11 protein-coding genes are annotated in these 13,689 nt (G+C 40.4%); 7 read left to right on the forward strand and 4 right to left on the reverse strand.

Annotation, left to right across the window (positions count from 1 at the left end; genetic code table 11):
- The first annotated feature begins 225 nt into the window (after nucleotides 1-225).
- The 3 genes from I5M19_RS18320 to I5M19_RS18330 all read left to right on the forward strand — a co-directional run bounded on the left by I5M19_RS18320 (nucleotide 226) and on the right by I5M19_RS18330 (nucleotide 2,776).
- The gene (locus I5M19_RS18320; protein WP_200067829.1) at nucleotides 226-663 is read left to right on the forward strand and encodes a hypothetical protein; all 438 of its coding nucleotides are present in this window, start codon (nucleotides 226-228) and stop codon (nucleotides 661-663) included.
- A gap of 90 nt (nucleotides 664-753) precedes the next feature.
- Nucleotides 754-1,846 (forward strand): peptide chain release factor 2 gene (gene prfB / locus I5M19_RS18325; RefSeq protein WP_200067830.1). Its coding sequence is split into 2 segments (ribosomal slippage): nucleotides 754-813 and nucleotides 815-1,846, totalling 1,092 coding nucleotides; the frame shifts between segments, so codons are not numbered across the junction.
- A 12-nt stretch (nucleotides 1,847-1,858) separates the two neighbouring features.
- The gene (locus tag I5M19_RS18330; RefSeq protein ID WP_200067831.1) at nucleotides 1,859-2,776 is read left to right on the forward strand and encodes an alpha/beta hydrolase; all 918 of its coding nucleotides are present in this window, start codon (nucleotides 1,859-1,861) and stop codon (nucleotides 2,774-2,776) included.
- A 1-nt stretch (nucleotide 2,777) separates the two neighbouring features.
- Here the strand turns inward: I5M19_RS18330 and I5M19_RS18335 are convergent, their stop codons facing one another.
- From I5M19_RS18335 to I5M19_RS18345, 3 genes are all read right to left on the reverse strand, one after another.
- Complete coding sequence (locus I5M19_RS18335) at nucleotides 2,778-3,458, reverse strand: LytR/AlgR family response regulator transcription factor (protein ID WP_214653090.1); 681 nt, start codon at nucleotides 3,456-3,458, stop codon at nucleotides 2,778-2,780.
- Entirely contained in the window at nucleotides 3,459-4,991 is a 1,533-nt protein-coding gene (locus tag I5M19_RS18340) for a sensor histidine kinase (RefSeq protein ID WP_200067832.1), read from the reverse strand.
- A gap of 94 nt (nucleotides 4,992-5,085) precedes the next feature.
- The gene (locus tag I5M19_RS18345; protein ID WP_200067833.1) at nucleotides 5,086-5,943 is read right to left on the reverse strand and encodes a transglutaminase-like domain-containing protein; all 858 of its coding nucleotides are present in this window, start codon (nucleotides 5,941-5,943) and stop codon (nucleotides 5,086-5,088) included.
- 45 nt (nucleotides 5,944-5,988) lie between these two features.
- Between I5M19_RS18345 and I5M19_RS18350 the strand changes: the two genes are divergently transcribed.
- Nucleotides 5,989-6,774: an O-methyltransferase gene (locus tag I5M19_RS18350; RefSeq protein ID WP_200067834.1), complete on the forward strand. Its 786-nt coding sequence runs from the start codon at nucleotides 5,989-5,991 to the stop codon at nucleotides 6,772-6,774.
- Nucleotides 6,775-6,827: 53 nt separating this feature from the next.
- Here the strand turns inward: I5M19_RS18350 and I5M19_RS18355 are convergent, their stop codons facing one another.
- Nucleotides 6,828-7,961 carry a BamA/TamA family outer membrane protein gene (locus I5M19_RS18355; RefSeq protein ID WP_200067835.1) on the reverse strand — a complete coding sequence of 378 codons (1,134 nt, stop codon included), beginning with the start codon at nucleotides 7,959-7,961 and terminating at the stop codon, nucleotides 6,828-6,830.
- Nucleotides 7,962-8,074: 113 nt separating this feature from the next.
- On the opposite strand from I5M19_RS18355, the gene I5M19_RS18360 reads away from it, so the two are divergent.
- The 3 genes from I5M19_RS18360 (at nucleotide 8,075) to I5M19_RS18370 (ending at nucleotide 13,666) form a co-directional block, all read left to right on the forward strand.
- Nucleotides 8,075-9,055 carry a deoxyhypusine synthase family protein gene (locus tag I5M19_RS18360; protein ID WP_200067836.1) on the forward strand — a complete coding sequence of 327 codons (981 nt, stop codon included), beginning with the start codon at nucleotides 8,075-8,077 and terminating at the stop codon, nucleotides 9,053-9,055.
- A 253-nt stretch (nucleotides 9,056-9,308) separates the two neighbouring features.
- Nucleotides 9,309-10,583 carry a cytochrome c3 family protein gene (locus I5M19_RS18365; RefSeq protein ID WP_200067837.1) on the forward strand — a complete coding sequence of 425 codons (1,275 nt, stop codon included), beginning with the start codon at nucleotides 9,309-9,311 and terminating at the stop codon, nucleotides 10,581-10,583.
- 41 nt (nucleotides 10,584-10,624) lie between these two features.
- On the forward strand, nucleotides 10,625-13,666 hold the full coding sequence (locus I5M19_RS18370; RefSeq protein ID WP_200067838.1) for a TAT-variant-translocated molybdopterin oxidoreductase: 3,042 nt from the start codon (nucleotides 10,625-10,627) through the stop codon (nucleotides 13,664-13,666).
- The last annotated feature ends 23 nt before the right edge of the window (nucleotides 13,667-13,689 follow it).

The raw sequence follows: 13,689 nt of genomic DNA on the forward strand, positions 1-13,689 counted from the left end.
CAAGTTAATAAAGAGGATTAAATTTTAATTAAAATTATGGCTTAGTAGTGTCATTTTAACACACTTTCATAGTGTTTGTTTTACACTAATAAAATTGTCATTTTTTTAAAATATTTTAATATTACTTTGGAGATTTGAAACAGTTATTTAATATATTTGTAGTGTTGTTAAATAAAATGCGTTTTTTTAATCAATGTCTTAATCTACTTTTAAAACATTAAAGTTATGTTCGAAAAACTTTTTTTGCTTGTAAAAAATAACGCCGGGAAGGCTGTTATTGGCAACCCGCTAATTGCGGAGAAATATCATGAGGCGGTGATCAACGATGCATCAAGCTCCATAATTGAGGTTTTAAAGGGTCAAATGGAAAGTGGCAAGCTGAAAGACCTGGTTAAGTATTTCCAATTTACGGGAATATATAACAATCCCCTTATTGCAAGTGCGGTAACCAAGTTTGCCAACAAGCTAGATAAGTTTTATAATATTGAGCCTGCAACTGCAATGGTTATAGCTAATGATCTTATCCCACCGGTAATGCAGGAACTTATTAAACAATCGAAAAGCGAACAAAATAAGGAGTTTGCATTATCCACTATGCTATCAAAATTAAGCGGCAACGGTACTGATATGGGTTTACTGCTAAATCAGCTGCGTATAGCATAACATTAAATATTAATTATAAAAGGGCTTATGGTTGTAAATCAATTGTAAGCCTTTTTTATTTGCCTGTTTTCTATTTTATATATTTGCTGCATGACTAAAGAAAATATTCAGGATTTGAGGGATAGAACAACTTCCCTGAGGAGGCATCTTTGACATCGATACCAAACTCGATGCCATGCAAAAAGAACAGGAAATAACCGTTGGTCCTGACTTTTGGAACAATCCTAAAGAGGCGGAAAAAGTTTTAGCTTCTATTAAAACAAAAAAAATATGGACGGATGCTTTCCAAAAGGTGGCGTCTATAATTGAAGATACCAACGTATTATTTGAATTTTACCAAAGCGGTGACGCTTCGGAAGCCGAAATGCAGGAGCAGTTTGATATAGCTACAGTTGCTGTTGAGGAACTGGAATTTAAAAATATGCTCTCTGCCGAGGAAGATCAGTTTAATGCTGTTTTACAAATTACAGCCGGTGCCGGCGGTACCGAAAGCTGCGACTGGGCGGGCATGCTAATGCGCATGTATATTATGTGGGGCGAAAAAAACGGCTATAAGGTAACCGAGCAGGATTTTCAGGCTGGTGATGTTGCGGGTGTAAAAACTGTTACACTGCAGTTAGAAGGTGACTTTGCCTATGGTTATTTAAAGGGGGAAAACGGTGTGCACCGCCTGGTAAGGATCTCGCCTTTTGATGCCAACGCCAAGCGCCATACTTCTTTTGCATCGGTATATGTATATCCATTGGTTGATGATACTATTGAGATTGATGTGAAAGATGCCGATATCGAATTTGAAACCTTCCGTTCGGGAGGGGCCGGCGGCCAAAATGTAAATAAGGTAGAAACCGCTGTACGATTATATCATAAACCATCAGGTATCATTATAAAAAATCAGGAATCGCGTTCGCAATTACAAAACAAGGAGAATGCCATAAGGCTGCTAAAATCGCAATTATATGAAATTGAGATGCGTAAAAGAATGGAAACCAGCAACGCTATTGAAGGAAATAAAAAGAAGATAGAATGGGGTTCTCAGATACGTAATTATGTATTACACCCTTACAAGCTTGTTAAGGATTTACGTACTGATCACGAAACAAGTAACGCCGCAGCGGTGCTTGATGGCGACCTAAATGATTTTCTGAAAGCCTATTTAATGGAATTTGGCGGACCAAAGAATTAATACTCAACTACTATGTTACTGCGTAAGATTGTTTTTTTAATGCTTGTTATTTCTTCTGCAACAGCTTTTGCACAAAAACAAAACCCTATACCGTTGTATTCCGGTGAAATACCTAATTCAAAAAAGACACCTGCAACATATGTAGAGAGAATAAATTCGACAGATTGGATAACTGATGTAAGCATACCGGTGCTAACGCCATATTTACCCGACAAGGGAACCGCTAACGGCGCCGCTGTAATTGTATTCCCGGGAGGCGGATATGCGGGCCTGGCAAGCGGGTATGAGGGCAGGGACATTGCATTGGCATTTAACAAAATTGGTGTTACGGCTTTTGTAGTGAAATATCGTTTGCCGAGTGATAGTATCATGGTTGATAAAACCATCGGCCCCTTGCAGGATGCGCAACGCGCCATACAACTGGTAAGGGAAGGAGCGGATAAATGGGGGATAGATGCTCACCGAATAGGAATTATAGGGTTTTCGGCCGGCGGGCATTTGGCCTCTACGCTGGAAACGCACTATGGCAAGGTTCTAATACCAAATAAATTAAACACCAGCTTACGGCCGGATTTTGCACTCTTATTATATCCTGTTATTACATTCGGGCCCCTGGCGCATGTGGGTTCAAGGGAAAACCTTATCGGGAAAAACGCATCTCAGGAACTGATAGATCTTTACTCCAATGAGAAGCAGGTTACCGGGGATACGCCTCCTACCTTTATTGTGCATGCAGGTGATGATGATGTAGTACCTGTACAAAACAGTTTAATGATGTACGAGGCGTTACTAAATGCAAAAGTTAAAAGTGAATTGCACATTTTTCAGGCCGGCGGGCACGGGTTCGGACTTAACAATCCTAAAAGTAAAGATCATTGGTTTGATTGGGCCAGGGCCTGGATGGATGAAAATGGCTGGTTAAATAAATAGGCTATTTAACCTGTGCTATGTTTTGATAGTAAGAGCTGCCGACAGGCAATACCGCGCCGTTCACTATCAACTGATGCCTTTCTATTTTTTCTACCTTATTTACCGCAGCAATAAATGAGCGGTGTATACGTATGAACTGATCTGCGGGCAGTATGCTCTCCACTTCAGATATAGTCATACGGGATAATAGCTGCTTATCCTTTAGCTCAAAATTCACATAGTTTCCGGTGGCTTCTAAATAGCATATATCGTCATACAAAACCTTTACCTGCTCGTAGCCTGTCTTTAAAAAAAGGTAATCCTTTTTATCTGCATTACCGTTTCTGAAGTTGTATAATTCAAACGCCTTATTACAGGCTTTAGTGAAGCGTGCTAACGAAAAAGGTTTAAGCAGATAATCTACAGCATCAAGCTCAAAGCTGGTTACCGCGTGCTCGGTATAGGCGGTAGTAAATATAACCAAAGGCTTTTTATTGAGGCAGCCCAGCAGGTCTATTCCCGAAATATCCGGCATTTTTATATCCAGAAAAAGCATATCCACAGGCTGGTGCTGCAGGTATTCCATTGCCTTAAAGGCATCTGTAAATTCAGCCCTTAGATCAACAAACGGCACTTTAGCAGCATGCGCCCGCACTACGCCAAGCGCTAAAGGTTCATCATCAATGGCAACTGCTGTTATCAATTAATTACTTAATTTAATGGTTAAATGTATAAAAAATTCACTGGCATTTTCACGGGTAATTAACTCATGTCGTTTGGGGTATAAGAGTTGCAGGCGCTGCCTTACATTTATAAGTCCTATGCCGCTTTTATCGCGTTCCGGGTCGTTTTCTAATTTTTTATGGATGCTGTTGTGTACATCAAAATATAGGGTATCCTCTTTTGTTTGCAATGTTATTTTAATATGCGAAGGCTCACGCAGGCTAATGCCGTGTTTAAAGGCATTTTCAATAAAAGGTATCAATAGCATCGGGGCTATCTGCAATCCCAGTATATGATCCTCAATTTGTGTATCAATAATAATATCGTTAGATGCTTGGGTGCGTAACTTTTGTAAACTGATGTAATTATCAAGGTAATCTATTTCGCGTGTAAGCGATATTTTGTCTTGCATGTTTTCCTGTAGCATAAAACGCATCATATCTCCCAAACGTTGGATGCCTTCGCCAGTACGTTCGGCATTTTCCTGGAGCGCTGTACCATATAATGTGTTTAGCGCATTAAATAAGAAATGCGGATTGATCTGCGAGCGTAAAAAATCCAGGTTGGCGGTAGAGTGGCCTAATGCGGTTTTAAGGGTATTTATTTCCGCGTTATTAGCAAGCCTGCGCTTATAAACAATCCATGAGAATGTGGAAGTCACGATCAACTGAAATCCGGCATTAAAAGCCATGGTTATAATAAGGGAATCCTTAGGGCCGAACATGAACGATGCTAAAAACCCTACCGGAATAGTAATGATAACTACAGATAACAGCACTTTAAACCAATAATTAAAAAATCCCTTACCCTTATTTAAAGTAGCGGGAATAAATGTATATGCCGATAAACCGTACAAGCCTATGGCTATGGGTACTACTACAAGGATGAGAACAATAAGCTCAATATGAACGTCTAACAATAATAAACCATAAATAAAAACCATCCATATAATTACGGCTATTATCCCCTCCCGGGTAATGATCTTGTAGTTGGATTGTATTTTTTCAGAATTAGTAAGCAGGAAATTCGCGGCATATTTTATCATGCTGTATAGCGTAAGCATCATTACCACCCACAGCGCATAAATTATATTGGTTTTAAAAACCAGGTTATAAACATATCCTGCCGATTTATGGTAAAACAGATATCCTTTTAACCAGGTATCCGTAATTCCGCAAAACAACCAGATGCTGCAAAACAGCATGCAGGCTAATATAATGTTTAGGGCAGTATTTCGTTTTTCATATAAACCTGGTACTATAACAAAATTCCACAGTAAAAAACTTCCGTAATAAAGCAGGTAACGGGCAACCTGAGGGAAAAAGTAATATTTGGAATAAGAGTAATGCAGGCCATATTCATTAAACATATAACGGTATGGTGTCCATACTTCGTAAATATTGCTATTGGCAACTTTGGTTAATAACATAACCAGTGCCAGGCCAAAAAATGCGCTTGCCGTCCAAAACTCTATTTTATTAAAATTTGCGGGTTTTTGTATTAGTTTTTCCATCGCTTTTGTTATTTATAGCGCAAAGTAAATTGCTTGCAGCTGATAAGTAAGCAAATGTGACGAAACCCTGTTCTGGTGTGACGGATACCGGAAATTATAGTAATATGGCAAGCAATTTATTCAGTTCATCAACTTTTTCGGATGCCCCGGCGTGTTCATAAGCGCTTATAAGGTTACGCAACACCCGTTTTATAATATCGGCATTGGAGCAAGGTTCATAAAACTGTTTATCAAACTTAAGGTTAAGTTGTTTCAGAAACATATCCACATCCCTACGGCCGAATATAAAACCCTTGTTAAATGCATTGATATAGAATAAAACCCCGCCCTCGAATTCACTTTCCATGCTCTCATCAAGATAAGCTAAAATAAAGTGTTGCGGAAGATTTACGCCATAAACCGGGATATCGAGCTTTTGTGCTATGATGGAATATATTATTGCCAGTGATATCTGATTACCTTTTTTTGTCTCCAACACCTGGCTGATGTAACTGTTTTGCGGATCGCGGTGATTGGTGGTATTGCCGGTAAAACCATGCAGACTGTAAAATACATGATTAATGAGCTTTACTTGTTCAACGGGACTTGCCTCATTCATCATTTGCAGCCAGATGTCACGTTTTATCGCTTCTATCTGGTTGATCACTTTTTGTTCATCCAGGTCGGGATATTGGTACCTGTTAATAATGAGTATGCCCTGCAACAAGTCAAAAGCTCCTCCTTGATACCACAATTGCAGATCTCTTTTTATTGTTCCGAACTGTATCTCGTGTACCAGGTTGGCTATACGGTCCTGCTGTATACTGTCGAAAGCCTGTTCCCAGGCAGATTCCAGATACTCGATGGCCTCCGTGCCGTACGATAATAATTTTTGATGAACATGATCATATATTTCATCATCCGGATCATCCAGCAGGCGTATCAATGAATTTACTTCTGTAGTATTTATCATATATCTATCCGCTAAAATACTAAACGTTTATATATTTTTACGGCTATGTTTAATATAACGTTTGCTAAAGATTTTCTGTTGCATAAGCTTAAGTCAAAAAACCGTCATGGTTTACATTCCCCTTTTGTGTACCAACTGGTTGACGAAGTGATATACGATCTTAAACCTAAAGCGGCCTATCATAAAATTGAACAGATGCGTGATAAATTGCTGGTTGACGACCGTATGATCACCATCACCGATATGGGAGCCGGCTCTCGGGTAAATAATAACCGTCAGAAAAAAATAAGCGATATTACTATTAACGCGTTAAAACCACCAAAGCTGGCGCAGTTATTATACCGGCTGGCTGCATTTAGTAAACCAAATACAATTGTGGAACTGGGTACCTGCCTGGGTATAACAACACTGTATTTGCAGGAGGCGGCACCCGCTGCCAAAGTTTATACATTAGAGGGCTGCCCGCAAACCGCAGATGTTGCAAAAGAAGTATTTGATATTGCAGGATTAAACGATGTTAAGCTGATAACCGGAAATTTTGATGATACCTTGCAGGATGTGATCAATGAGCATCAGCAGCTTGATTTTGTTTATGTTGATGGCAATCACCAAAAAACGGCCACACTGAATTATTTTAACTGGTGCCTGCCTAAAGTGCACAAAGGTACCATGCTCATTTTCGACGATATTTACTGGAGTGAAGGCATGAAGCAGGCCTGGAAAGAAATAAAGGCACATCCGCAGGTAACGGTTACGGTTGATCTGTTTTGGATAGGTCTTGTTTTTTTTAAACCCAGCCAGGCTAAAGAAGATTTTTTAATAAGGTTTTGAGAGAATATTAGGCTGAATGAATATACAACGATTAGTATCGTTGTATAGGATATTTAAAACGATTCCCCCAAACCAATATAAAAGCCGCTTTGGCGGCTCTCCCCGGGGCGTTTTTCTCCCACTCCGTAGTCAGCACGTATACTCAAACCCTTTTCTACGTCGAAAAAGTACCGTAAACCGCCACCATAATTTGGTTTAAGCTGGTTAATATTGAACGAACTATTAAATACTTCCCCGGTTCCAATAAAACCAACAACGCCAAAGCGATCGCTCAAACGGTAACGCAGTTCAGTTTGTGCAGCTACCAGGTTCCTGTCGCGGTAACGCCCGTTATAATAGCCACGCATAATTTCGTCATTTCCTAAAGCGGGTAATAAATAAAACGGCGAGCTGCTGCCCGTCAGGCTTTGTTCTTGTATATCTAATCCTAACACTAAGCGTTTATTTAAAGCAAAAAATTGGGAATATTCTATATTAAACAAACCGCCTGTATAATCGTTATTGCCGAACAAGCCATGCATTAATTCATAGTAACTGGTAATTACCATGCCTTTGGTGGTATAGGTATTGTTGTTGCGATTATCAAAAATAAAACTCGGCCCTATATATACGGTGGAACCGCCATCGCGGCCATCTATGGCTGTGTTCGCAAAAATCCCGTCCGGCTTTTTATCATTAAAGCGGTAATCAAAACCGCCCGCAACTAAGCCTATATATAAGTTATTACTTATTTTCTTTTCCCCGCTCAATGTAATTTTAAAACGTTTTTGGCCTAAGCGGTCGGTGTTACTTTTCAGGGTATTATTACCAATGCCGTAATAATCAAAAGGAAAATTGATGTATGCTATTTCGCCCTTGTAATGATATTTGTTTTGGGGCATCCAGTAACTGGAACTCAGACTTAAGCGGCTTTGTCCTTTTGTTGTTAAGGTAGCATAACCGAATATATTGGAGATACGGGTGTTTTGAGCTAAAGTATCTGTGTAAAAGGAGTACAAAGCAGAACCACCCAGCTCCAACCCGGTTTCAGGGGCAGAACTCAAAACAGGTATGATGGCAAAACTGCCTTTTTTAGTGGTGTCTTTTTCAAAAAGCATTTTGCGCACAAATTTTGGCAGCAGATGTTTTTGTGCAAAAACAGGATTAAAAGCGATAAGCAATAATATGATGGTGAAAATTTTCTTCATAGATTATTAGTGATGCTAAGGTATATTTTAGCTAATTGTTTTACAGAATTTACAAATTAAAATTCTGTTGTGCTCAAAATCCCTACTTTTGCAAAATAATTATTTAACATAACATGAGTACAGCAAGAGGTCCGATATCACAATTTATTGAGAAAAATTATCTGCATTTTAATGCAGCTGCTTTAATGGATGCCGCAAAGGGTTACGAAACCCATTTAACCGAAGGCGGTAAAATGATGGTAACACTGGCTGGTGCAATGAGTACAGCGGAGTTAGGAATTTCGCTTGCCGAAATGATACGCCAGGACAAAATTGATATTATATCGTGCACAGGCGCCAATCTGGAAGAGGATATCATGAACCTGGTGGCGCACTCGCATTATAAACGTGTACCCAACTACCGTGACCTGAGCCCGCAGGACGAGTGGGACTTGCTGGAAAATCATTATAATCGTGTTACCGATACCTGCATTCCCGAAGAGGAGGCATTCCGCAGGCTACAAAAGCACATTCATAAAATATGGAAAGATGCGGATGATAAAGGCGAGCGCTATTTTCCGCATGAATTTATGTACAAAATTTTATTAAGCGGCGAATTGGAGCAGTATTACGAGATCGATCCTAAAAACTCATGGATGCTTGCTGCCGCCGAGAAGAATTTGCCGATAGTGGTACCGGGTTGGGAAGATTCAACTATGGGGAATATTTTTGCGTCGTATGTGATAAAAGGTGAATTAAAACCTACTACCATGAAGAGCGGTATAGAATATATGGCATGGTTGGCCGACTGGTATGTTAAAAATTCGGAAGGCAAGGGTATCGGGTTCTTCCAGATAGGCGGTGGTATAGCCGGGGATTTCCCTATATGTGTTGTTCCTATGCTGTATCAGGATATGGAAATGGAAAATATACCTTTCTGGAGCTACTTCTGCCAGATCTCCGACTCAACAACCTCATATGGTTCTTATTCAGGGGCTGTGCCTAATGAAAAAATTACCTGGGGTAAGCTTGATGTGAACACACCAAAGTTTATTGTGGAGTCGGATGCTACAATTGTAGCACCTTTAATTTTTGCATGGATATTAAAACAATAGGTAATTTACAAATACATACATAAGTGAAAACTTAAGGTTTTGTATCTTTAAATGTCAAAAAATGCCTTTATAGTAGTTATAAGGGCATTTTTAATGTTGTTTAGAACGATTATAAATTAGATATTACTGTCACTAATTTGTCAGCTATACTGTAATAAATCATACTTTTGTGGCTGAAAAAATGGCTAATACGTACATCTTTACGTCGGTTCAACTCATTAATAATAATAACTATTTAGCATAAATACACTTTATGAGAAATATCTCATTGATTTTTAAACAGTTCTCGAGGTCGGTTTTGCTGGTAGCCGGTTTGGGTTTGTATACCCTTAACGCTAATGCGCAAACCGATGCAGCTAAAGGCGAAGCGATATTTAAAGCAAAATGTACCGCTTGTCACAAAATTGATCAACGCGTTATCGGGCCGGCTTTAGGTCCGCAGCTTACATCAGAAACTGATGACGCCTATTTAACCAAGTGGATACAAAACAATCAGGCTTTAATTGCTGCAAAAAACCCAAAAGCGCTCAAAATTTATAACGAGTATAACCAGGCAGGAATGACTGTGTTTGCTGAGTTGAGCGACGCCGATGTGGGTAATATATTAACTTACATACGCGGCGAATGGAAAACCATGCAGGAAGCGCCTAAGGGCGGAGGCGGCACATCAACTGCGGCACCACAGGAAACCGGACCAAGTAATTTGGTAATATGGGGCCTTATAGGTGTTATTGTTATTGCCTTTATTGTTATACTGGTATTAAACAAAGTAATTGCAACGCTTGAACGCTTGTTGCTGCGTAACAAAGGCCTTTTGGTTGAAGAGGAAGAAACCGAAGCCACTAAAGAACCTGTTGACAAATTTGCTACTGTAAAAAGACTTGCCAAAAATAAGAAACTGGTATTTTTTATAGTGCTTTGCGGTACCATAGCAATGGGTAGCTGGAGCTGGACCACCATCTGGAATACCAACGTACACTCAGGCTATCAGCCGGTACAACCTATTAAATATTCACACGAGCTGCACGCGGGCGCTATGAAAATAGATTGCCAGTATTGCCACTCCGGTGCTTATAAATCAAAGAATGCATCAATACCATCATTAAACGTATGTATGAATTGCCACAAGGTTGTTAAGACCGAGTCGCCTGAGATACATAAGATATACGATGCGTTGGGTTATGATCCTAAAACCGCTAAATACGACAGCACTAAGGCTCATCCTATACAGTGGGTGCGTATACATAACCTTCCGGATTTTGCCTACTTTAACCACTCACAGCACGTAAAAGTTGCGGGTTTAAAATGCCAGCAATGCCATGGTCCGGTACAAACCATGAAAGAGGTTTACCAATATTCACCGCTCACCATGAAATGGTGTATACAATGCCACAAACGTACCGAGGTTAATTACAAAGGCAGTGGTTATTATGACAACATGATAGAAGTGCACGACCGAATTAAACGCGGAGAAAAAGTTACTGAAGCTGCACTGGGTGGTATAGAGTGCGGTAAGTGCCATTATTAATAAACGATTTAGAACTTAGCATTACAGTTTATATAACTTAAATGGATAGCAATAAAAAATACTGGAAGGGTTTAGAAGAGCTGAACAAAACACCAGAATTTGTTGAGAAAAATAAACACGAATTTGCGGAGCCGATCCCTATTGAAGAGGTATTAAGCGGCGCTGGATTATCGTCAAAAACACCACGACGCGACTTTTTAAAGGCGCTTGGTTTTGGTGTTGGCGCGGTTACTTTAGCAGCTTGCCAAAAAGTGCCTGTTCACAAATCAATCCCATACCTAATAAAACCCGAAGAAGTTACACCCGGTGTAGCTAATTATTATTCTTCAACGTTTGAAGGCAGCGCCATATTGGTTAAAACCCGCGAGGGAAGGCCAATTAAAGTAGAGGGTAATCCTAATGATCTGTTATCAAAAGGCGGATTAAGTGCCCATGCACAGGCATCGGTTCTTGACCTTTATGATGGCGGCCGTGTTAAGGATCCGATGCTTAACGGTTCTGATGCAGGATGGGCACAGGTAGATACTTTTGTAAAAAATGAACTCGCCGCAATTAAAGGCGCAGGAAAAGGCATACGCTTAATATCATCTACCGTACACAGCCCTTCAACTTTGGCGGTTATTGCTGATTTTGTTGCCGCTTATCCTACCGCAAAGCATATTAACTATGATGCGGTTTCTTACACAGGTATAATACAGGCTAACCAAAACAGTTTTGGAAAAGCAGTACTGCCACATTATAATTTTGATAAGGCTGATGTTATTGTAAGCTTCGGCGCTGATTTTCTGGGAACCTGGATATCAGGCGAGGAGTTTACCCGTCAGTATGTACAAAACAGGAATAATAAGTCCCTGGAAAGCAAAAAAATGTCTCGTCATATTCAATTCGAGACAGGCATGAGCCTTACAGGTACCAATGCTGACGTACGCATCCCTGTTAAGCCATCAGAAGAAGGCCTGGCGCTGATCAACTTATATAATGCCATATCAGGCACATCATTACCGGGTTCAAAACCGTTAGCGAATGCTACTGTTGATAAAGCGATAATGATAGCCGCTAAAGAATTGCAGGCTGCTAAGGGTAAAGCCCTTGTTGTAGCCGGATCTAACGATGTGGCTACCCAAATATTAGTAAATGCCATTAACTCAATGTTGGGCAGTTACGGTACTACTATTGATTTGGACAATCCATCTCACCAGTATGCCGGTAACGATGCTGAACTTGTTGAGTTTATAAATGAGGCAAAACGTGGCGAAGTTGGTGCCGTGTTCTTTATGGATGCTAACCCGGCTTATAATTTTTACGCTAACGCCGATCTTAAAGAGGCCCTGAAAAAAGTGCGCCTGAAAGTGACTTTTGCTGATCACGCTGATGAAACATCAGAGCTATGTAACGTATTAGCGCCAAACCATCACTACCTGGAATCATGGGGAGATGATAACGCTGTTGAAGGTTACTATACCATTATGCAGCCAACCATTAATCCGGTTTATAATACACGCCAGGCAGAACAAAGCCTGCTGTTATGGTCGGATAGCCCTGTGAAAGATTATTACACCTATGTTAGAAATAACTGGGATAAAAACCTTTTGGCTAAAGGCGGTTTAGCTGGCCAAAGCGGATGGGAAACCCTTTTACAAAATGGCTTTATTAAGGTTGCTGATGCCGCTGCAGGTACTTACACCTTTAATCAGGATCTAAACGCCGTAGCGCAAACTATATTAAATCAAAGCAGTAAGCTTGCCGAAGGCAATAAAATGGAACTGCAGATATATCAAACTGTGGCAATGCGCGATGGTAAACGCGCAAACAATCCATGGTTACAGGAACTTCCTGATCCGGTATCAAAAGTAACTTGGGATAACTTTGCAGCTATGGCGCCGGCCGATATTAAAAAATTGGGTTACAATCAGGGCGATCTGGTTAAGGTAGAAGCAAACGGATATTCAATTAATCTGCCTGTATTATTACAGCCGGGCCAGGCTCAGGGTACCGTATCGGTAGCTGTTGGTTATGGTCGTTCTAAGGGTGGTGCAGTTGTTGAAGGCGGAATTGGACAAAATGCCTTTCCTTTCCATAGTTTCCGTAACGGAACGTTCCAAACTAGTTCACCTGCAACTATTACTGCATTAGGAGATACCTATTTGCTGGCTCAAACTCAAACTCACCACTCTTACGAAGGGCGTAACGTAATACGCGAGGCTTCATTTAAAGAGTATGTTAAAAATCCGTCAGTAAACAGCGGTAACGAAGGCGAGCACAAAAAATACAGCCTTTGGGACGAATATGAACGCCCTGCCTATAACTGGGTAATGGCGATCGACCTTAACGCCTGTACAGGTTGCGGGGCTTGTGTAGTTGCATGTAACGCTGAAAATAATATACCTGTAGTAGGTAAATTAGAGGTGAGCCGTCGTCGTGAAATGCACTGGATACGTATTGACCGTTATTACAGCTTTAACGAAGAAGGTAAAGAAATAACCGAAGAGCGCGAAATAGATAAGTTAGAGAATTTTGATAACGTATCGGTTGTTCACCAGCCTATGCTTTGTCAGCATTGCGATCACGCTCCTTGCGAAACGGTATGCCCTGTACTGGCAACAGTACACTCTGCCGAAGGTTTGAACCACATGGCTTACAACCGTTGTATTGGTACACGTTATTGTGCAAATAACTGTCCGTTCAAGGTACGCCGCTTTAACTGGTTCAACTACTGGAACGATTCACGTTTCGATAATTATCTGAATAACGAGCATACACAATTAGTACTTAATCCGGATGTTACCACACGTTTCCGTGGGGTTATGGAAAAATGCTCTATGTGTATACAGCGTATACAAGCAGGTAAGCTGCATGCTAAAATGGAAAAACGTCCGCTTAAGGATGGTGAGGTAAAAGTAGCCTGCCAGCAAACATGTTCAGCAAACGCTATCATATTCGGTAACGTTAACGATCCGGAGTCGGAAGTTGCAAAAGCTTTAAAGAGCGAAAGAACTTATTACGTACTGGAAGAATTGAACGTACAGCCGGGAATTGGTTACCAGGTAAAAGTTAGAAACACATCATCTGAATTACAGGCTTAATTAATACAAGAGATATATAAAAA

The organism is Mucilaginibacter segetis (assembly GCF_016522075.1).
Taxonomy (GTDB): domain Bacteria; phylum Bacteroidota; class Bacteroidia; order Sphingobacteriales; family Sphingobacteriaceae; genus Mucilaginibacter; species Mucilaginibacter segetis.